The following is a 20931-nucleotide window of genomic DNA, read 5'->3' on the forward strand; positions in this document are numbered from 1 at the left end:
ATGCGTGCGATCTGGAAAGGTGCGATCTCGTTCGGCCTGGTGTCGATCCCGGTCCGCCTGTACCCCGCCACCCAGGAACGGGACGTCTCGTTCCACCAGGTCAGGCGTTCGGACGGCGTGCGGATCCGGTACCGGCGGGTGGCCGAGAGCGACGGCGTGGAGGTCCAGTACGCGGACATCGCCAAGGGCTACGAGCTGCCCGACGGCGAGACGGTCGTCCTGACCGACGAGGACTTCGCCAGCCTGCCCCTGACGACGTCCCGTGCCATCGACGTCCTGGAGTTCGTGCCCCTCGACCAGGTCGACCCCATCTACTTCGCGAAGAGCTACTACCTCGAGCCGGACCTCCTGGGCGTCAGGCCGTACGTCCTGCTGCGGGACGCGCTCGCCGGCTCGGGGCGGGTCGCGCTGGTGAAGGTCGCGCTGCGTCAGCGCGAGCAGCTCGCCACCCTGCGGGTCCGGGACGACGTGTTCGTCCTGGAGACGATGCTGTGGCCGGACGAGGTACGCGAGCCCGAGTTCGACTTCCTGTCCGACGACGTGGACGTCCGGCCGCAGGAGCTGGCGATGACGACGTCGCTGATCGATACCCTCGCCGCCGACTTCGACCCGACCAGGTTCCGCGACGGGTACCGCGAGGCGCTGCAGGCCGTCATCGAGGCCAAGATCGCCGGCCGGGAGGTCGCCGGCCCCGCGGCAGGGGRGGAGTCCGCCGGGCCGGCGGATGACCTGATGGCGGCGCTGCGGGCGAGCATCGAGGCTGCCCGGCAGGGGCGGGAGGAAGGCTCCGTCGGCGCCACGCCGGCGGCACGAAGGAGCCGGGCGAGCCACGGCGGCGCGGGTGCCAGGAGCGGCGGTGCGAGGAGTACTGGTGCCAGGAGCGGCGGTACGAAGAGCGGGACGGGCGGTACGAAGAGCGGGACGGGCGGGGTGAAGGCGGGCAGCACGAAGGCGAGCACGCGTACGAGCACGAGAGCGAAGAAGAAGCCGGAGGTGGCCGCGGAGAACGGCGCAGGCCCGCGCTCCACCCGCCGCTCGGCCTGACGCCTCCCGGAGCGTGGGTTCCCGGCTCGGTGAGCGGGAACACCGGTGGGCGAGAACACCGGCGGGTGGGAACCCGACCGGCGGGAACATCGTGCCGCCGGCATGCGCTGCACCGGGGGAGGACCTCGGGTGCCGGCCGCGGTGTGGCCAGCCCGGGGTCACGCGAGCCGTCGATCATGGCTGCCGGAGCGGGCGGCTGTGGCATCGTCGGGTGGTAAGACTTCAGAAGGCGAGGAGCAACGTGTCACTACCGCCCCTGGTCTCCCCCGCCGAGGGGCTGACCGTCGACGAGGTCCGCCGGTACTCGCGACATCTGATCATCCCCGACGTCGCGATGGACGGGCAGAAGCGGCTCAAGAACGCCAGGGTGCTCGCCGTGGGCGCCGGCGGCCTCGGTTCGCCGACGCTGATGTACCTGGCGGCGGCGGGTGTCGGCACGCTGGGCATCGTCGAGTTCGATGTCGTGGACGAGTCGAACCTGCAGCGGCAGATCATCCACGGGCAGTCGGACGTCGGCCGCAGCAAGGCCGAGTCGGCGCGTGACGCCGTCCGCGAGATCAACCCGTATGTGAACGTCGTGATCCACGAGACCCGGCTGGACACCTCCAACGTGAAGGAGATCTTCAGCCAGTACGACCTGATCGTCGACGGCACGGACAACTTCGCGACGCGCTACCTGGTCAACGACGCCGCTGTGCTGCTGGGCAAGCCGTACGTCTGGGGCTCGATCTACCGGTTCGACGGGCAGGCGAGCGTCTTCTGGGCCGAGCACGGCCCCTGCTACCGCTGCCTGTACCCGGAGCCGCCGCCGCCGGGGATGGTCCCGTCCTGCGCCGAGGGTGGCGTGCTCGGGGTGCTGTGCGCCTCGATCGGGTCGATCCAGACCACGGAGGCGATCAAGCTGCTGACCGGGGTCGGCGAGCCGCTCGTCGGCCGGCTGATGGTCTACGACGCCCTGGAGATGTCCTACCGCTCCATCAAGGTCCGCAAGGACCCGGAGTGCCCGTTGTGCGGCAAGAACCCGTCGATCACCGAGCTCATCGACTACGAGGCGTTCTGCGGTGTGGTCTCCGAGGAGGCCCAGCAGGCCGCCTCCGGTTCGACGATCACCGCCGCCGAGCTGAAGGGCATCCTGGACGGTGGGGAGCCGATCGAGCTGGTCGACGTCCGCGAGCCCGCCGAGTGGGAGATCGTGCGGATTCCCGGCGCGCGCCTGATCCCCAAGGGGGAGCTGCCGGCGCACCTGTCGGAGCTGCCGCAGGACCGACGGGTCGTCGTCTACTGCAAGAGCGGTGTGCGCTCCGCCGAGGCGCTGGCGACCCTGAAGGCGGCCGGTTTCTCCTCGGCCGTGYACGTCCAGGGCGGGGTGACCGCCTGGGCCACCCAGGTGGACAAGACCCTGCCGGTCTACTGACCGCCCCCACAGGTGGGCGGACCGGGTCCGGGCCCGAAGCTTCTGGCTTCGGGCCCGGGCCCGTCGCCGCGGCGCGGATCCACGCCGGCGGCGCGCCGACCCCCTACACGCTGGCCGTGCTGGACACCGTCGCGCGTATCCCCGCGGGCAGGGTCATGACCTACGGGGACGTCGCCGAGTACGTCGGTGCCGGCACCGCGCGCACGGTGGGAACCGTCCTGGCCCGGTTCGGCGACGAGGACGACGTCCCGTGGCACCGCGTGATCCGGGCGTCCGGGGAGCCCAACCCGAGCGCACCGGCTGAGGCCCTGCGGCGGCTGCAGGCCGACGGCACGCCACTGGGCCGCAGCGGCGACCGGGTCGACCTCGCCCGCGCCCGCTGGGACGGGGAGGCCGGGGAAGCTGGGGCGATGGCGTCAGCGAGCGGTGAATCCGCCGTCGGCCGAGTAGACGCTGCCGGTGACCAGTGAGGCCCGGGGCGACAGCAGGAAGCTGACGACCTCGGCGACCTCGTCGGCGGTTCCCAGCCGGTTCGTCGGCTGGAAGAACCGTGCGCCGCGCTGCCCGTGGACCATCCCGGTGTCGATGAACCCGGGTGCCACCGCGTTGACCCGGATGTTGCGAGTCGCGTTGTCCAGCGCCGCCACCCTGGTCAGGCCGATGACGCCGTGCTTGGCGGCCACGTAGGCGGGGGTTCCCTGGAGGCCGACGGTGCCCAGCACGGAGGCCATGTTGACGATCGAGCCGCCGCCGTTCGCGAGCATCGCCGGGATCTCCGCCCGCAGGCTGTAGAAGACCCCGGAGAGATTCACCGCGAGCACCCTGTCCCAGTCGGACAGCGGGGTGTCCTCCAGCGGTGCCCGGTCGGTGGCCACGCCGGCGTTGTTGACCGCCAGGTCAAGGCGGCCCTGGAGTTCCACGGTGGTCCGGACGGCGCCCAGCACCGACTCCGGGTCGGCGACGTTCACCTCCAGGACGAGGGCACCGCCACCGGCGCCCTCGATCTGGGCGGCGACGTCCTTCGCCGTGGCGATGTCCTGGTCGGCGAGGACGACGAAGGCACCGGCGGCGGCGAGCCGGCGTGCGCAGGCGGCCCCGATCCCGGCCGCGGCGCCGGTCACGAACGCGACCTGGCCCGCGTGCTCCTCGCGTGCCGACTGCCCCGCGGACGCGGCCCGATCGGTGCCTGCCGGGCGTGTCGTGCCTTCAGTGCCTTCACTCATATCGGGGGAAGGTGTCATGTCGGCGGCACGCGAGGCATCCGATTCGCCGCCTTTAGTGCTATTCGTGCTCATCTTTGCTGCTCCAAGTGTCCCTGCGCCGCGGCGCAGGCTCCGCGGCAGTGCGGCCCGCGTTCCCGCGCCATGCGTTGGCGATCTTGTCAGAGCGTCGTGATGTGCTGTGCGGCGTGGTCACCGTGCCGCCCGTCACCCGCCACCTGTCCAGGCGATCGTTCCGTCTGGTGGCACCGCCGGCGCCGATGGCGTCACCCATCGTGTTGGACGGTGCGCAGGCCGAGGTGGTGGGACACGCCGGTGGTCCCCTCCTGGTCCTCGCCGGGCCCGGCACGGGGAAGACGACGACACTGGTCGAAGCGGTCGCCCGGCGCGTCGAGGCGGGTGCCGACCCGGCCTCGCTGCTGGTGCTCACATTCAGCCGCCGGGCCGCCCGCCACCTGCGGGAACGGTTCGCCGTCCGGCTCGGGGCGGGTGCCGTCGGCCCGCCGGCCTGGACGTTCCACGCGTGGTGCCTCGCGCTGCTGCGTGCCCACGGCGCCGACACCCCGCTCGGCGGCTTCAGGCTGCTGTCCGGCCCCGAGCAGGACGCCCGGCTACGCGACCTGCTCGAAGGCTCGCGGGAACTGGGGCGTCCCGTCTGGCCCGACGCACTTGCCGCCGCGCTGACCACCCGCGGCTTCGCCGAGGAGGTCCGGATGCTCATGGCCCGGGCCCGGGAGGTCGGCGTCGACCCGCCGGCGCTCGCCCGGATCGGCCGGCGGACGGGCCGGGCCGACTGGGCGGCCGTGGCCGAGTTCTACGGCGACTATCTGGACGCCCTCGGCGCCGAAGGCGCGATCGACTACGCCGACCTGGTGCACAGTGCGGCCACCCTTGCCGGCGACGCGGACGTCCTCGCCGCCCTGCGTCGTCGCTACCGGGCGGTCTTCGTCGACGAGTACCAGGACACCGACCCGGCGCAGGAGCGGCTGCTCACCGCCGTCGCCGGTGGGGGYGGGGACCTGGTCGTCTTCGGTGACCCCGACCAGGCGATCTACTCCTTCCGCGGGGCGGAGGTGCGCGGCCTGCTCGACTTCACGGCCCGCTTCCCGCACGGGGACGGCTCGCCCGCCCAGGTCACGGCGCTGCGCCGCTGCCGTCGGATGGCCCCGGCGCCGCTCGCGGCCAGCCGCCGGGTGGCGGCCCGGCTCCCGTCGGCGGGTCTGCCCGTCCGGTACATCCGCGCGCACCGCGATCTCGTTCCGGCGGGGAGCACCACCGGCCCCGGCCAGGTCGCGGCCATCACCTACCCCACGGCGGGCGCCGAGGCGGAGGCCATCGCCGAGGTGCTGCGGCGGGAGCATCTGGAGAACGGCGTCGGCTGGGACGGCATGGCCGTCCTGGTGCGCTCCACCGCGGGCCTCGGACTGCTGCGGCGGGTGCTGACGGCCTCCGGGGTCCCGGTGAGCGTCGCGGGCGGCGACCTGCCGGCCGCGCGGGAGCCGGCCGCCCAGCTGCTCCTGACGGCGCTGCGCTGCGCGGACGAGCCGTCCGTCCACCTGACGCCGGAGACGGCGCGTGCGTTGCTCACCTCGCCGCTGGGCGGTGCCGACCCGGCCGGTCTGCGTGCGCTCGGCCGCGAGCTGCGGGCCTTCGACGCGGCGGCTCGCGCCGCCGGCATGGACAGCTCTGCCGACGAGGGGAAGCCTTCTGCTGACACGGAGTCCTCTGCCGACACGGCCAGCCCTGCGGGCCTGCTGGCGGGGACAGCGGCGTCGTCCGCCGAGCTGCTGCGCGCGGCGGTGGCGGACCCGGAGCGGATGCTGCTCACGATCCCGGACGACATCGCGGCCCCGGCCCGCCGGCTCGGGCGCCTGCTGCGGGCCGTGCGCGCCGAGCTGCGCCGCGGTGCCGCCCCCGAGGACGCGCTGTGGACACTGTGGACAGCCAGCGAATGGGGCCCCAGGCTGGAGCGCGTCTCGGCGGCCGGCGGGGCCGCTGGCCGGTCGGCCGACCGTGATCTCGACGCTGTGGTGGCGCTGTTCGAGGCGGTGGGCCGCCTCGGTGAGCGGCGCGGGCCCGGTTTCGGTGTGGCCTCCGTCGTCGGCGAGCTCACCCGGCAGCAGATCGCGCCGGACACGGAGACCGCCCGGGCCGGCCGCCCGGCAACCGTGCGGCTGCTGACCGCACACCGCTCCAAGGGCCTGGAGTGGGAGGTCGTGGTCGTCTGCGGGGTGCAGGACGGCGTCTGGCCCGACCTGCGGGCGCGGCACACGTTGCTCGCCGCCGAGACCCTCGACACCCCGCGGCGCGGCGGTGGGGGCGTCCGGGCGCCGCGGACCAGGGAGGAGCTGCTCGCCGACGAGCGCCGCCTGTTCTATGTGGCGATCACCCGGGCCCGCCGGCGGCTCGTGGTGACGGCGGTGGACGGCGCCGACGACGACGGGGAGCAGCCCAGCCGGTTTCTCGGCGAGCTGGGCGTGCAGGTGGAGAACGTCCGTGTCCGCCCGGCCCGGCCGCTCACGCTGGTCGGCCTGGTCGCCGCGCTGCGCCGGCTGACCGTCGACCCGGAGGCCTCGGCGGCCGTGCGGGCCGCGGCCGCGGTGCGCCTCGCCGCACTCGCGGCCACCGGGGACGGGGCCGGGCGCCCGCTGGTCCCCGCCGCCGACCCCAGGCGGTGGTGGGGGCTGGTGGACGTCACCACCTCGCCGGTGCCGGTCGTTCCGCCGGACGGTCCGATCCGGCTCTCCGGGTCCTCACTGTCGAGCCTGGCCGCATGTGGCCTGCGCTGGTTCCTCGAGCATGAGGCGAACGCGGCCGAGGCGGCCTCGGCGGCGCAGGGCTTCGGCAAGGTGGTGCACGCCCTCGCCGACGAGGTGTCGAGCGGCCGCACCCCCCCGTCGATGGACGCCCTCGACGCCCGGCTCGACCTGGTGTGGCGGCACCTGGAGTTCGACGCGCGGTGGCGGTCCGAGCAGGAGCGGTCCGCCGCCCGTGAGGCGCTGCGTCGCTTCCTGGACTGGCACGCCGCCCGTCGGCGCGAGGTTGTGGCCTCCGAGGTGCGCTTCTCCTGCGACCTGGAGGTGGCCGGCCGGGTGGTCCGGCTGCGCGGTTTCATCGACCGGGTCGAACTCGACGACGCCGGCCGGGTGCACGTCGTCGACTTCAAGACGGGCCGCGCGGCGCCCAGCCGGCGCGACCTGCAGACCCACGCCCAGCTCGGGAGCTACCAGCTCGCCGTCCGGGAGGGTGCGCTCGACCAGGTGCTCGACGAGGCCCGCCACCGCGACGGCCCGTCCGGTGGTGACGGCCCGTCCGGTGGTGACGGCCCGTCCGGTGGTGACGGCCCGTCCGGTGGTGACGGCCCGTCCGGTGGTGGTGAGCCGGCCGGTGGTGGTGAGCCGTCCGGTCCGGCGGCAGCGGTGCCGGGCGGGGCGGAGCTGGTTCAGCTCCGGCGGGACACGGGCGGGGAGAGCCTGGGGCCCCGCCTGCCCGGGGAGGAACCCGCGCCGCCCGAGGTGCAGCGTCAGGAGGCGCTTCCCGCCGGGCGGGCGTGGATCGACGACCTGCTCGAGACCGCCGTGGAGACCGTCACCACCGAGTCGTTCCAGCCGGTTCCGGGCGATGCGTGCACCATGTGTTCGTTCCGTCGGTGCTGCCCGGCGCGGCCGGAGGGAGAGCAGGTGATCGATTGACCGGCGTCGTCGGCACAGGCGCGCAGCAGGCGCTCCCCGGCTTCGGCTCACCGTCCGGCGGTGGGGACGGTGAGGTCACCGCACCCCGGCTCGACCCCGAGGACCTCCGCGAGCTGCTCGGCGTGCCCTACACCGACGAACAGCTCGYGGCGGCGACCGCACCGCTGGAGCCGGCTGTCGTCATCGCCGGGGCCGGTTCGGGGAAGACGTCTGTGATGGCCGCCCGGGTGGTCTGGCTGGTGGCCACCCGGCAGGTCGAGCCGGGCCGCGTGCTGGGCCTCACCTTCACGAACAAGGCGGCTGCCGAGCTGGCCGGACGGGTGCGCACGGCGCTGCGCCGCGCCGGCGGCACCGACCCTGGCCGCACGACCGGGCTTGCCGGCGCTGCCGACTCCGCCGGGTCTGCCGACTCCGCCGGGCCTGCCGGGCCTGCCGGTGCCCAGGACGACGCGGCGGGCGCGGACGAGCCGACGATCAGCACCTACCATGCCTATGCAGGCCGGCTCGTCGGCGAGCACGCGCTGCGGCTCGGCCTCGAGCCGGACACCCGGATGCTCGTCGCGGCGGCCCGCTACCAGCTCGCCGCCCGGGTCGCCCGCGCCCACCGCGGGCGGGTGGAGGTGCTGAGCCGGTCGCTGCCAGCCCTCGTCGCCGACCTCGTCGCCCTGGACGGCGAGATGAGCGAGCACCTGGTCTCCGCGGACGACCTGATGGCCTTTGACGCCGGCATGTTCGAGCGCGCACTGGCTGCGCTGGCATCGGCCGCGCTGCGACCGGGGACGAAGACGCTGCGCAAGGAGCTGCGCCGGATGGCGTCCACCGCGCGGGCGCGGCGCGAGCTCGCCGGGCTGGTTGCCGACTACCGGGCCGCCCGGCGGGCGCGTGACGTCCTCGACTTCGGTGACCAGGTCACCTTCGCCGCCCGGCTGGCGCGCGACATCCCGCAGGTGGGCGCCGCCGAGCGGCAGCGGGCCGGCGTCGTGCTGCTGGACGAGTACCAGGACACCTCCGTGGCCCAGCGGACGATGCTGGCGGGCCTGTTCGGCGACGGCCATCCGGTGACCGCGGTCGGCGACCCCTGTCAGGCGATCTACGGCTGGCGCGGGGCCTCGGTCGCGAACCTCGACAACTTCCCGGAGCACTTCCCGCGCGCCGACGGCTCGCCGGCCGCCCGCTACCGGCTGTCGGTGAACCAGCGCAGCGGCGGCCGGCTGCTCGTTCTCGCGAACGACGTCGCCGCCCCGTTGCGGGCGCGCCACCACGTCGTGGAGCTGCGGCCCCGGGCCGACGTGGTCGGGGCCGGGCGGACCCTGGTGGCGCTGCACGGGAGCTGGGCGCAGGAGGTCGCCTGGGTCGCCGCCAGGCTGGCGGAGCTGGTCGCGGCGGGGGAGAAGCCCGGGAACATGGCTGTGCTGGTGCGGGCCCGGTCGGATGTCCGAGCGCTGCACACGGCGCTGACGGCGGCCGGGCTGCCCGTCGAGGTCGTCGGCCTCGCCGGCCTGCTGGACCTGCCGGAGGTCGCCGACGTCGTCACCGTCCTGGAGGTGCTCGACTCGCCGATCGCGAACGCGGCGCTCGTCCGGCTGCTCACCGGCCCGCGGGTGCGGCTCGGGCCGCGTGACCTGGCGGCGCTCGGCCGCCGGGCCCGCGGCCTGCTGGCCGTCGGCGGGGCGGCGACGGACCGTGCCGAGGTCGCGCGGGACGGCACCGATCCGCTGGCCGAGGCCGTCGCGGGTGTTGATCCGTGCGACGTCGTCTCGCTCGCGGACGCCCTCCTCGACGCCGGAGACGAGATCTCCGCGCCGGGGCGGGAGCGGGTGGCTCGCCTCGGAGCCGAGCTGGCGGCGCTACGCGCGCACGTCGGTGACGGCCTGCTCGACCTGCTGCACCGGGTGATCTCCACGATCGGCCTGGATGTCGAGCTCGCCGCCAGCCCGAAGGCGGTCGCGGCCCGCCGGCGGGAGAACCTGGCGTCCTTCCTGGACGCCGCCGCCGACTTCGACGATCCCGACGGCCCGAACTCGCTGACGTCGTTCCTCGCCTTCCTGCGGGCCGCCCGCGAGCACGAGCGGGGCCTGGACATCACCGGCCCGACCGGCGCGGACGCTGTCGCGCTCATGACGGTGCACCGGGCGAAGGGCCTCGAATGGGAGGTCGTCGCGGTGCCGGATCTGAGCCGGCGGGTCTTCCCCGACCTCACCGTGCGGGACAGGTGGACGACCTCGCCCGGCGCGCTGCCGACTCCGCTGCGCGGCGACGCGGACGAGCTGCCGTCCTACACGGTCGGCGACTCGAAGGCCGCGCTGGCGGCCTTCGACGAGGACTGCCGGGGCTACCAGGAACGCGAGGAGCGCCGGCTGGCCTACGTCGCCTTCACCCGGGCGAAGTCGGTGCTGCTCGGCAGCGGCCACTGGTGGGGGCCCACCCAGCGCACCCGGCGTGGTCCCTCCGTGTTCCTCACCGAGCTGCACGACCATGCCGCGGCCGGCCACGGGCAGGTGGACGTCTGGGCTGCCGAACCGCCGCCGGGCGGGAACCCCGAGCTGGCCGTCCCGCCGGAGTTCGTCTGGCCGGTGCCCTACGAACCGGTCGCGTTCGCGCGCCGGCAGGCGGCCGCGGACGCCGTCCGGCAGGCCCTGGAGCTGCTCCGCGCCGGCCAGGCACCGCCGCCGGACGACCTGGCCGGGATGACCGCCCGGGAACGGGCGCAGCTCGCCGAGTTCGACCGCGAGGCCGCGCTGCTGCTCGCCGAGGAACGCGCCGCCCGCAGCCCCGTCCGGGACGTCGCCCTGCCAGCCAGTCTGACGGCGTCCGAGATCGTGCGGATGCGCGCCGACCCGGCCGAGTTCGCCCGCGACCTGGCCCGGCCGGTGCCGCGCCGGCCGGTGCCGCAGGCCCGCCGCGGCACCCGTTTCCACGCCTGGGTGGAGGAGATCTTCGACCAGCGGCCGCTGATCGATGTGGAGGACCTCCCCGACGCTGCCGACGCCGCGACCCTGGACGACCACGACCTGTCCCGCCTGCAGGAGGCCTTCCTGGTCGGGCCGTACGGGGCGCGCCGGCCGTTCGCCGTCGAGGCCCCGTTCGAGGTGATGATCGGCGGGCGTGCCGTGCGTGGGCGGATCGACGCCGTCTACGACCTGGGCGGCGGCCGCTGGGAGGTCGTCGACTGGAAGACCGGCTCGGAGCCCGCGGACCCGACCCAGCTCTCCGTCTACCGGGTCGCCTGGGCCCGGGTGCGCGGGGTGCCCGTGGCGGACGTCGAGGCGTCCTACTTCTACGTCACCTCCGGCGAGATCGTCCGCCCGGCCCTGCTGGGCGAGACCGAGATCGTCGCGCTGCTGTCCGGTCGCCGAAACGACCCCTAGCGGCGGATGTCGGCGAGCAGCGCGAGGTGGTCGGAGACCGCGGTGCGGCGCGCCTCGGTCGCCGTGACCGGCCCCACCGGGCCCCGGGCCAGCATGTGGTCGAGCTGTACCCGGGGCGCGTGGGCCGGGTAGGTGCGGTGGGCGGCGAGGCGCCGCCAGCCGGTGAGCGCGGTCGGCAGCCGGCCGGGCAGGTTCAGGTCCCCGAGCAGCAGCACCGGGCCGTCGAGGCCGCGCAGCAGCCCGACCAGCCGGCGCAGCTGGACGGCGTTCCAGCCCGGCGCGAACGACAGGTGGGTCGTCACCACGGTCAGCGGCCCGGCGGGGGTCTCGACGACGGCCGCCAGTGCCACCCGCGGCTCGTCATCGAACAGGATCAGGCGCGCCCGCCGTGATCCGCCGGGGACCAGGATCGGCGCGCGCACCGGCGCCCGGCCGAGCGGCAGCACCCACCAGCGGCGTACCGGCAACCGGCTGACCAGGGCGATGCCGTAGGCGGGTTCGCCGTCGGCCCGGACCCCCTCGGCCGGCCGCCAGCTGTGCCCCGGAGTCCCGTAGACGGTGGGGGCGAAGCGCCAGCCACTGTCGGCGGCACCCAGCGCGGCCGCGGCGGTGGCCGCCAGGTCGCCGCCGCCGGAACGCGGCTGGGCGAGGTCCATCTCCTGCAGGCCGAGGATGTCGCAGTCCAGATCGGCGATCGCGGCGGTGAAGCGGTCCACCTCGACCCGGCCGTCGGCGAGGGACAGGCCGTGCATCGCGTTGAACGAACCCACCCGCACGGTACGGACGGTAGCGCGGCCGGCGGCGTCAGCCGGCCGGGTCCCGCTGTGACGTGGGCTGCTGTGCGGCGGGCTGCTGCGTGACGGACACGTGCGCTGTAGGCGCCTGTGCGGCGGGCGGGTGCGCTGTGGGCCGCGGCCCGCGGCAGGTGGTCGCCCGCAGGACGAGTTCCAGCTCGAAGCGGGCGTCGGGATCGTCCAGGGTGTCTCCGAACAGCTCCCGGAGCTGGCCCACCCGGTAACGCACGGTCTGCGGGTGGATGTGCAGGCGCTCGGCGACGAGCTGCCGCTGGCCGTGCAGTGTCAGCCAGTACAGCAGGGTCTCGGCCAGCCGGGCCCGGGTGCGCTCGGGCAGCCCCGCGAGCGGGGCGATCCGGCGCTGGGCGAGATCGTCGAGCAGCCGTGGGTCGCGGGCCAGCAGCAGCTCGGTCAGATGATCGTCGGTGATCAGGGGATCCGGTCCCGTCGCGGCGGGCAGGCGTCCGGCGACCAGGGCGGCCCGGGCGAATCCGGCCCGCTCCACGCTGGTCGTGATCTGCTGCCACGCCACGCACGGCCCGACCACCGCCCCGGTGCCGGCGAGCCGCTCGGCCAGCCAGAGCCGCCGGGAGGGATCGTCCGCCTCGCCCACGAACAACCAGAAGTCCGACCCGTGACTGGCGCGGGGGCAGCCGGTGGACAGACGCGCCGAGAGGTGGTCACCGGGCCCGTCGGGGATCAGAACGGCTGCCATCCGTTCCGGCAGCCGGATCGCGCCGGTGCTGGCGGCGTGCTCGATGGTGGCCGGGTCCGCGCCGGAGAGCAGCAGCTCGCCCAGCCGGTCCCAGAGCCGCTCCCGCTCGCTGGCAACCTCGAACTGCGCGAGTGCGTAGCCGTCGGCCGAGGCGGCGGAGATCCCGTCGATGTAGGCGAACATCATCTCGGCGAGCGAGACGAGCCCGGCGGCGTCGAGGCCCGCGCGGCGCGCGGCCTCGCCCATCCGGCGCCACGAGATGCGGGCGCCCACCCGGTAGGCGCTCAGCAGGTTGTCGAGGGAGCGCCCGGCCCGCACCTCACCACGCCCCAGCCGGACGTAGACGTCCCGACTCGCGGCCAGGTCACCGGCGGCCTGCGGGCCGGCGTCGACGAGGGCGAGAAACCGGGCGAGCGCCTCCTCGACGCCGCGGCGGACTCCCTGGCCGAACGAGCCCTCCAGCGGCCGGGCATAGGCCGGAACCTCCGCGGCGATCGCCGCGATGATCTCGTCGGCCAGCTGTTCCAGGCCATGGGCCAGGGAGTCGCTSAGCCCGGGCGGAAACGTTCCCACCGGCACAGTCTGTCCCCTCGCGCCGCGCACGGTGGGATGGGTGGCGTTCGCGGGCCGGTCGGCGGCGGTGGGGAGGAGCACAATCGGCTCCGTGGAGACCCCGACCGGCATTGTCAGTGTGTTGATCACCGGTTGCCTGGTCGGCCTGCTGGGCCGGCTGGCCGTCCCGGCCCGGCGCCGGGTGCCGATCGGCTGTCTGATGACGGTGCTGATCGGCCTGCTGGGGGCCGCGCTCGGGCTGGTGGTCGCCAGCGGCATCGACGCCGGCTGGTTCCTGACCCTGCTGCTCCAGGTGGCCGTCGCCACGGTGCTCGTCCTCCTCGTCTCCTCCGTGGGCGGCCGCGGTCGCCGTTGACCGCGGTCGCCGCTGACGCGGTGCCTGCTGACCGCTGTGCTGCTGACTGGCGGTACCTGCTGATCGCGGCGAGCTCAGTCCAGGACCACCATGTGGGACGGCGGGCGGGCGTCCGACTGGCCCTTTCGTAGTCCGCGCATCTCCGCGCGGGGACGGGGCCGTCGGGGGAAGCTGCCGAACGTGGCCGGGCGGGCAGCGCGGGCAGTAGCGTGGCGCTGTGTCCTCACCTACAGCCGCCGGCTCGGCCGCCTCCAGTGCGGTGGGTGCAGCGCTGCCCGCGCCCGCCTACCCGCTGCGGAAGGTGGTGCTGGACAACGGCCTGCGCGTCCTGCTCGCGCCGGACCAGACGGCGCCGGTGGTGGCCGTCGCGGTCCACTACGACGTCGGCTTCCGCTCGGAGCCCGAGGGTCGCACCGGTTTCGCCCACCTGTTCGAGCACCTGATGTTCCAGGGCAGCGAGAACGTGGGCAAGGCCGAGCACCCGAAGTACGTGCAGGCGGCGGGTGGCATCTTCAACGGGTCGACCCACCCGGACCACACGGACTACTTCGAGCTGCTGCCGTCCGGCGCGCTGGAGCGGGCGCTGTTCCTCGAGGCCGACCGGATGCGCGCCCCGAAGATCACCCGCGAGAACCTGGACAACCAGATCGCCGTGGTCCAGGAGGAGATCCGGGTCAACGTGCTGAACCGGCCCTACGGCGGGTTCCCGTGGATCGCGCTGCCGCCGGTCGCGTTCGACACCTTCCCCAACGCCCACAACGGGTACGGCGACTTCTCCGAGCTGGAGGCCGCCAGCCTGGACGACGCCGCGGACTTCTTCGACACGTTCTACGCGCCGGGCAACGCCATCCTGACGATCGTCGGTGAGTTCGACCCCGAGCAGGCGCTCGACCTCGTCCAGCGGTATTTCGGCACGATCCCGGCCCGGCCCGTGCCGCCGCGACGCAGCTTCGCCGAGCCGGTGCGGGCCGAGGAGCGCCGCGAGGTGCTGACCGACCGGCTCGCCCCCCGTCCGGCGCTCGCGGTGGGCTACCGGGTGCCCGACCCCGACAGCGACCTGCCGGGGCTGCTGGCGGCCGAGCTCCTGGCGGACGTGCTCACCAACGGTGACGCGAGTCGGCTGGAGCGACGGCTCGTCCAGAAGGACCGCCTGGTGACCGCGGTCAGCACCTACGTCGGCACCTTCGGTGATCCTTTCGGCCAGCGTGACCCGCTGCTGCTCACGCTGGATGCCCGGCACGCCGGCGACTCCACCGCTGACGCGGTGCTGGCCGCGGTCGACGAGGAACTCGACCGGATCGCGGGCGACGGGCTGGAGCCCGGTGAGCTCGAACGGGTGCGGGCGCAGGCCGGGGCCGGCATCCTGCGCGAGGCGGACGACGCGCTCGGCCGGGCCCTGAAGATCGCGACGTTCGAACTGCACCACGGTCGCCCCGAGCTGCTCAACGAGCTGCCCGGCCTGCTCGCGGAGATCACCGGTGACGCGGTGGCCGCCGCCGCGGGCGCGCTGCGCGGGCAGGGCCGCGCGGTGCTGGAGCTGCGGGCCGGGGCCGCCTGATGACGGCCGGGTGCTCCGCCAGCAGCCGGATGATCGGCCGAGCGATCCCCCGCCCGGGGGACGAGGAGACAGCGTGACGACGACCACCGAGACCGCGGCCACCCCCTCCACGCCGGAGGCCGGTGCCGGCGCGGGAACCGGCGCCGGGACGCCGGTGGGGGCGGGCTCGGTGATCCCCGCGGTGGCTGCCACGGTCCCCCGCGACCTGCCGACGGTCGTGCGGCGCACGCTGGCCAACGGCCTGCGCGTCGACGTGGTCGCCCGGGCGAGCGTTCCGCTGGTGGAGCTGCGGTTGCGGATCCCGTTCGCGGGCGCGGGCAGCGTCTACCAGGCCGAGGCGGAGCTGCTGGCGGAGACGATCCTCACCGGCAGCGGCCGGTACGACCGCGTCGGCCTGGCCACCGCGGTGCAGGCCCTGGGCGGGTCGCTGCGGGCCGGCGTCGACGCGGACCGGCTGGCCATCGTCAGCTCCGCCCTCGCCACCAGCCTCGAACCGCTGCTCGCGCTGATCGCCGACGTCCTGATCTCGGCGAGCTACCCCGAGGACGAGTTCACCGGCGAGCGCGCCCGCGTTGTCGAGGACACCGAGACGGCGCTGAGTCAGCCGGCGGTGATCGCCCGCGAGGCCCTGCTGAAGCGCATGTTCGGTGACCACCCCTACGGCACCGCCGTCACGCCGCCGTCGGTGCTCGCAGAGGTGGGCGTCGGGCCGGTGCGCACGCTGCACGCGGCGCGGGTCCGCCCCGGCGGCGCGATCCTCACCCTCGTGGGGGACGTCGATCCCGAGCGCGCACTGGACGCCGTCGAAGCCACCCTCRGCGCCTGGAGCGGCACCGCCGGTGCGGGCCACCCGGCCCCCCCGGTGCCGGCGGCCGGCCGGATCGTGATCGTCGACCGGCCGGGGGCGGTGCAGACCAACATCCGGCTCGGCGGTCGTGCGCTGGACCGGACCGCCCCGGCCTACCCGGCGCTGCGGCTCGCCAGCACGATCTTCGGTGGCTACTTCAGCTCGCGGCTGGTCTCCAACATCCGGGAGGACAAGGGGTACACGTACTCCCCGCGCAGTTCGGTCGAGCACTACCAGGCCGGTTCCCGGTTCACCGCCGCCGCGGACGTCTCCACCGACGTGACCGGCCCGGCGCTGCTCGAGATCCTCTACGAGCTCGGTCGGATCGCGCTGCTGCCGCCCGACGCCGACGAGCTCGAGGCCGCCCGCCAGTACCTGATCGGCACGCTGGCGCTGGCCAGCGCCACCGCGGCCGGGCTGGCCGGCACGCTGTCCGGCCTGTCGGGCGCGGGCATCGGGGTGGAGTTCCTGCGGGACCATCCGCGAGCGTTGACCGAGGTCACCGCGGCGGACGTCCAGGCGGTCTCGGCGGAGCTGCTCGCCCCGGCCGGCCTGGTGATCGTCCTGGTGGGCGACGCGTCGAAGATCACCAGTGCGGTGCGGGTGCTCGGCGACGTCGAGTCCGCCTGAACCGCGCGGGGTCAGGCCGGGTGGGTTGTCGAAGTGGGTCGTGTCGCGGCGGTCAGTGGCGGCTGGGCGTGGCGCGTGGCGGGCTGGGCCGGGGTGACCCGCCGCCGGCACCTCCCCCTGCCGGGCTCGCGCCCGGCGGCGGTCCGGCGCTGCCACGGCCCAGTTCCCCAGGCAGGTTGATCCGTGGGTCGCCCACCGACTCGACCACCTGGCGGGCCAGGTCATGAACCCGCCTGCCCATGCCGCGTGCGGTGCGGCGCAGCCGTTCGAACGCGTCTCTGGGCTTGATGTGGTTCCGCTCGGCCAGCACGCCGATCGCCTGCTCGACGATGACCCGTGACGCCAACGCGTGTTCCAGCTGGATCACTGACAGGCGAAGCTGTTCGGTCTCGTTGAGATCACGGTCCGCCCGCCGGGGCCGGCCCGGTGGGCTGAGATCGTCGGCAAGCAGATCGGCGAGGACCATCGCGGAGATGAGATCGCCGACCGGGCGGACCTCGGAACCGGGCCCTTCGACGACCCACCCGGCGGATGCCCGCCGCAGGCGCATGTCGGACGGTCCCGGAACGCTTCCCCCGGATGGTCCGGACGGCCCGCCCTGCCCGCGGGCGGCGCCGGACCGCGGCGGCCCGGACCGCGGCGGCCCGGACCGCGGCGGCGCGGGCCGCGGGGCGCCTCCCCGCGCGGCAGGCCCGGGCCGAGCTGCCCGGGCGAGGACCTCCGGGGTGACCCGCGACGCGCCACCGGTCGGGGCCAGCCCGGGCTGGCCCTGCCCTGGGCTCTGGCCCTGGCCCGTAGCCGGGGGACGTTCCGGTTCGATCGGCGCGCTGATGTCGCCGGTTGCCTCCGGGGAGCCCGCGGCCGGGGCCGACGGCTGGACCGCGGCGGGCCGTGGCTCGGCCGGCGCCGGAGCCGCGGTGCCGGGTGCGGCAGGCGGGACCACTTCGGGAGACGACGCGACGGGCGGCGGTGGGGCGGCGGGCGGGCGCCCGGTGGGCGAGGCGGCGCCGCCGGGGCTGCCCATCCGGCCGGCTGCTGCCGCTGCCTCCGCGGCGGCTTCCTGCCGGCCGGCCCCGCTTCCGTTACTGGCAGCAACCTCGGCGTGGGCCTGGCGGGCAAGCTGGCCCCGTAGTGTGTCGGACGCGCCCAGGCTGTCCGCTATCGCCCGTATTACGCCGAGTGATTCCGCGGGCACCTCCACTGGGGACCGGTCGAGCCCGGCGAGGATGCCGAGCACCGTTCCGTCCGGGCCGAGGATGGGCATGGAGACATGGCTGCGGATGCCGAACCGTTCGACCTCGACGGTGTCGGCCAGAGCGGGTTCCTGGTCGGCCCGGGAGCCGGCTGCGGGCGCCCCGTCGAGCATTCGGGCAGGTAGACACCGGGCGCGAGGGATACCAAGCCCGGCAACCAGCTCGGGGATCGRCCCGGTCACCCGCAGGTATACGGCATCGGTCGCCGACACCGCGACGAGGCACGTCTGCTCCAGCTGGTGGAGGGCGTGCGTGGCTCTCAGCGCGGCGTCGACCGTGCTCCACGGGAGTCCTGAAGGTGCTGACGACACRGGCCGAACTCTCCCACAAAGTTCACGGGCAGTGACGGACACCGTCCCACGAGCCGGCCGCGTGTGCGTCGGGAAGAGGTGAACTCCCCCGTCGTCGTTGCTCTACGTATCCGCTATGCGGCGGAAGTGGCCTTCTCGGTGACCTGGCGGATGGACGGATTCGTCATCACCGTCCCATCGGCGAACAGCACTGTCGGTACGGTCGCGTTGCCGTTGTTGGCATCGCGGACAAATTGCTCTGCCGTCGGGTCGTTCTCGATGTCGACCGTCACGTACTCCAGGCCGGCCCGGTCAAGTTGACCCTTCAGCCGGACGCAGTAACCACACCAGGGAGTGGTGTACATCGTGATCACGGCGGAACCTCCGTTGGTGAGTGACCCGTCCGGGGACGGCGACCGGTAGCGCGGTGTGGTCTCATCGGCGGTGCCGGCACTGCCGATACGTTTGGTGATGGTAGGCCGGATCACCCGGTCTGGCGGGGCCTCGCCCGGGAGGTCCGGTCTTCGGYGGTTGTGCCGGTGGATGGCCGGTGGCCGGCGAGGTGCATAACCCCGATGTGGCGTCTTCGCTTCCCGGTCCCGCGTGTCGGGAGGTGCCCCGACTACCGTGTCGCATGATGTCCGGACCAGGTACTCGCGGGAACCGCCAGGTGACGTCCGCCGCGCGCAGCCGGCCGCCCGCCGCGGAGCCGAAGCCCGCCGTGGAGCCGAAGCCCGCCGCAGCCGCGGAGCACGCAGCCGCCTCGGCGCCGCGCGAGGGTCTCGACCCCGAGCAGCTCGCCGCAGTCCTGGCCCCGGTGGGCCCGGTCTGCATCCTCGCGGGCGCCGGCACGGGCAAGACACGGGCCATCACGCACCGGATCGCGCACATGGTGACGGAAGGGGGCGTCGGCGCCGGCCAGGTCCTGGCCGTCACCTTCACCAACCGGGCCGCCAGTGAGCTGCGTGGGCGGCTGCGGTCGATGGGGGTGGAAGGCGTCCAGGCCCGGACGTTCCACGCCGCCGCGCTGCGCCAGCTCGGCTACTTCTGGCCGCAGGTGGCCGGCGTGGCGCTGCCGAGGCTGGAGAAGAGCCGGATACCCCTGCTCGTCCGGGCGGCGGCCCGCCTGCAGATCCGTCCGGACCGGGCCGAGCTGCGCGACCTCGCCTCCGAGGTGGAGTGGGCGAAGTCGACGATGGTCACCCCTGCGGACTACCCCGCCGCCGCCGCCGAACACAGGCGGGAGACCTCGCTGGCCCCCGACCTCGTCGCCCGGCTCTACGAGGCCTACGAGGACGTCAAGAGCGAGGCGAGCGTCCTCGACTTCGACGACCTGCTGCTGCTCACCGCGGCCGTCATCGAGGAGCACAGCTGGGTCGCGACCGAGCTGCGGGCCCGCTACCGGCACTTCGTCGTCGACGAGTACCAGGATGTCAACCCGCTCCAGCAGCGCGTTCTCGATGCCTGGCTCGGCGACCGGGACAGCCTGTGTGTCGTCGGGGACGAGCACCAGACCATCTACTCCTTCACCGGGGCGAGCGCCCGCTACCTGGTCGGATTTCCACGTCGGTTCCCGACCGCCACGGTCGTCCGGCTCGTCCGCGACTACCGGTCCACTCCGCAGGTGGTCGCCCTGGCGAACGGTCTGCTCGACGGTGCGACCGTGCCGGGCGGTGACCGGGCGGGCCAGGCGAGCCAGGTCGGGCGGGTCGGGCGGGCCGGGCGGCTGGTCGCCATGCGCCCACCGGGCCCGGCGCCCGCCTGGCTGGAGGCCGACAGCGAGCCCGAGGAGGCAGCCGGGGTCGCCCGGCGTATCCGCGCTCTGCTGGCCGCCGGCGTCCCCGCCAGCCAGATCGCGGTGCTGTACCGGATCAACGCGCAGTCCGAGGCGTATGAGACCGCGCTCGGCCGGGCGGACATCCCGTACCTTCTGCGTGGCGGGGAGAAGTTCTTCGATCGGCCCGAGGTCACCGCGGCGGTGCGGATGCTGCGCGCGGCGGTCCGCTCCGCGGAACCGGACCGTCCCGGCGGGCTTGCCGACGCCGTCGCGGACGCCCTCGGTGCCGTCGGCTGGCGAGCGGGCCAGGCCCCGGCGGGCCCGGGCGCAGACCGTGAGCGGTGGGAGAACCTGGCCGCGCTGCACCGCCTCGCCGCCGACCTCGAGACCRACCAGCCCGAAGCCAGCCTCGCCACCTTCGTCACCGAACTGGCCGAGCGCGCCGTGCACCAGCACACCCCGACCGTGCAGGGCGTCACGCTGGCCTCGCTGCACGCGGCCAAGGGCCTGGAATGGGATGCGGTCTTCCTGGTCGGGCTCGTCGACGGGACCCTGCCGATCGTCCACGCGCAGACCGACGAGCAACTGGCCGAGGAACGGCGGCTGCTCTACGTCGGGGTCACCCGCGCACGTGTCCACCTCACGCTGTCGTGGGCACTGGCCCGGGCCGAGGGCACGCGCCGCTCCCGGCGGCCGTCGCGCTTCCTTGACGACCTGCGCAGGTCCGCGGCCCGGACGTCCGGCCCCGCCGGTGGACCAGACGCGGGTGGCTCGCCCGGTGGCCGGGACGCCGCCGCCCGGTCCACCGGCGGCGCGGACCGCGGGCAGGCCCGCGGGCGGGGGCGGCAGAGCGTCACCTGCCGGGTCTGTGGGCGCGCTCTCGCGGGCGCCCGGGCCCGGATCGGCCGGTGCGACGACTGCCCGGGGCAGGTCGACACGGCGTTGTTCGAGCGGTTGTGCGCCTGGCGGGCGCAGCGGGCGAAGGAACAGGGCCAGCCCGCCTTCGTCGTCCTCACCGACGCGACGCTGCGCCTCGTCGCCGAACGGCGTCCCGCCACCGTCGCCGAGCTCGTTGCACTGCCCGGCATCGGCCAGGTCAAGCTCGACCGGTACGGCGAGGACGTCCTCGCGCTGGTCGCGGGCAGCCCGCGGCCACCGGGGCCCACCGGCTGAGCGTGTCGCACCCGCTCTGACGACACCGCGCCCGAGTGTCGGAAACGGATCTGTCGCGGACGGTGACGCGCCCGGGACGGCCCGATCGTGCCTGTGGCTGCACGTGTCTGGATGATCGCGCGAAAAATAGGTTGTCAGCGCGGGCGGCGGCTCCTACCGTTGTCCGTGAACACCGGGGCGCGATCATCGCGCTCGCGGGCCGGATGCGGTCCGCACCTACGGGCTCGC

General features: G+C 74.6%; 14 protein-coding genes. 9 read left to right on the plus strand and 5 right to left on the minus strand.

Annotation, left to right across the window (positions count from 1 at the left end; all coding sequences use genetic code 11):
- The 3 genes from ku (at window position 1) to CC117_RS27745 (ending at window position 2928) form a co-directional block, all read left to right on the plus strand.
- A complete protein-coding gene (gene ku / locus CC117_RS27735; protein ID WP_084132898.1) occupies window positions 1–1044 on the plus strand; it encodes a non-homologous end joining protein Ku in 1044 nt (347 codons plus the stop codon).
- Between the two features lie 241 nt (window positions 1045–1285).
- Complete coding sequence (gene moeZ, locus CC117_RS27740) at window positions 1286–2458, plus strand: adenylyltransferase/sulfurtransferase MoeZ (RefSeq protein WP_071089248.1); 1173 nt, start codon at window positions 1286–1288, stop codon at window positions 2456–2458.
- Window positions 2459–2574: 116 nt separating this feature from the next.
- A complete protein-coding gene (locus tag CC117_RS27745; protein ID WP_071089250.1) occupies window positions 2575–2928 on the plus strand; it encodes an MGMT family protein in 354 nt (117 codons plus the stop codon).
- Here the strand turns inward: CC117_RS27745 and CC117_RS27750 are convergent.
- Window positions 2875–3681 (minus strand): SDR family NAD(P)-dependent oxidoreductase, encoded by an 807-nt coding sequence (locus CC117_RS27750; protein WP_084132900.1) that lies wholly within the window; start codon window positions 3679–3681, stop codon window positions 2875–2877. The genes CC117_RS27745 and CC117_RS27750 overlap by 54 nt on opposite strands.
- Window positions 3682–3938: 257 nt before the next feature.
- On the opposite strand from CC117_RS27750, the gene CC117_RS27755 reads away from it, so the two are divergent.
- Together CC117_RS27755 and CC117_RS27760 are read left to right on the plus strand one after the other, a co-directional pair.
- Window positions 3939–7370, plus strand: a complete 3432-nt coding sequence (locus CC117_RS27755; RefSeq protein ID WP_241830496.1) for an ATP-dependent helicase — start codon at window positions 3939–3941, stop codon at window positions 7368–7370.
- Window positions 7367–10738, plus strand: a complete 3372-nt coding sequence (locus CC117_RS27760; RefSeq protein ID WP_084132902.1) for an ATP-dependent DNA helicase — start codon at window positions 7367–7369, stop codon at window positions 10736–10738. The genes CC117_RS27755 and CC117_RS27760 overlap by 4 nt, the downstream gene beginning before the upstream one ends.
- Here CC117_RS27760 and CC117_RS27765 read toward each other — a convergent pair.
- Together CC117_RS27765 and CC117_RS27770 are read right to left on the minus strand one after the other, a co-directional pair.
- Window positions 10735–11514, minus strand: coding sequence for an endonuclease/exonuclease/phosphatase family protein (locus CC117_RS27765; RefSeq protein WP_071089255.1), 780 nt, complete (start codon window positions 11512–11514; stop codon window positions 10735–10737). The two genes, CC117_RS27760 and CC117_RS27765, sit on opposite strands and share 4 nt — an antisense overlap.
- A gap of 28 nt (window positions 11515–11542) precedes the next feature.
- Window positions 11543–12820, minus strand: a complete 1278-nt coding sequence (locus CC117_RS27770; RefSeq protein WP_407673601.1) for a PucR family transcriptional regulator — start codon at window positions 12818–12820, stop codon at window positions 11543–11545.
- 91 nt (window positions 12821–12911) lie between these two features.
- On the opposite strand from CC117_RS27770, the gene CC117_RS27775 reads away from it, so the two are divergent.
- From CC117_RS27775 to CC117_RS27785, 3 genes are all read left to right on the plus strand, one after another.
- Window positions 12912–13175: a hypothetical protein gene (locus CC117_RS27775; RefSeq protein ID WP_071089261.1), complete on the plus strand. Its 264-nt coding sequence runs from the start codon at window positions 12912–12914 to the stop codon at window positions 13173–13175.
- A 217-nt stretch (window positions 13176–13392) separates the two neighbouring features.
- Entirely contained in the window at window positions 13393–14733 is a 1341-nt protein-coding gene (locus CC117_RS27780) for a M16 family metallopeptidase (protein WP_407673593.1), read from the plus strand.
- Between the two features lie 73 nt (window positions 14734–14806).
- Window positions 14807–16210 carry a M16 family metallopeptidase gene (locus tag CC117_RS27785; protein WP_407673594.1) on the plus strand — a complete coding sequence of 468 codons (1404 nt, stop codon included), beginning with the start codon at window positions 14807–14809 and terminating at the stop codon, window positions 16208–16210.
- A 52-nt stretch (window positions 16211–16262) separates the two neighbouring features.
- Here CC117_RS27785 and CC117_RS39425 read toward each other — a convergent pair whose 3' ends face one another.
- Together CC117_RS39425 and CC117_RS27795 are read right to left on the minus strand one after the other, a co-directional pair.
- Entirely contained in the window at window positions 16263–17576 is a 1314-nt protein-coding gene (locus CC117_RS39425; RefSeq protein WP_241830481.1) for an ANTAR domain-containing protein, read from the minus strand.
- A gap of 311 nt (window positions 17577–17887) precedes the next feature.
- The gene (locus CC117_RS27795; RefSeq protein WP_071089583.1) at window positions 17888–18127 is read right to left on the minus strand and encodes a mycoredoxin; all 240 of its coding nucleotides are present in this window, start codon (window positions 18125–18127) and stop codon (window positions 17888–17890) included.
- A gap of 263 nt (window positions 18128–18390) precedes the next feature.
- Here CC117_RS27795 and CC117_RS27800 point away from each other — a divergent pair, with 263 nt between their 5' ends.
- Window positions 18391–20703, plus strand: a complete 2313-nt coding sequence (locus CC117_RS27800; RefSeq protein ID WP_071089585.1) for an ATP-dependent DNA helicase UvrD2 — start codon at window positions 18391–18393, stop codon at window positions 20701–20703.
- Window positions 20704–20931 lie beyond the last annotated feature (228 nt).

Origin of the sequence: Parafrankia colletiae, assembly GCF_001854655.1 — a bacterium.
In the GTDB taxonomy this organism is placed as follows: domain Bacteria; phylum Actinomycetota; class Actinomycetes; order Frankiales; family Frankiaceae; genus Parafrankia; species Parafrankia colletiae.

What these genes read in the sequence shown, in the direction of transcription:
- CC117_RS27750 (WP_084132900.1), bottom strand. Translation starts at nt 3,681, where the DNA reads ATGAGTGAAGGCACTGAAGGCACGACACGCCCGGCAGGCACCGATCGG.
- CC117_RS39425 (WP_241830481.1), bottom strand. Translation starts at nt 17,576, where the DNA reads ATGCTCGACGGGGCGCCCGCAGCCGGCTCCCGGGCCGACCAGGAACCC.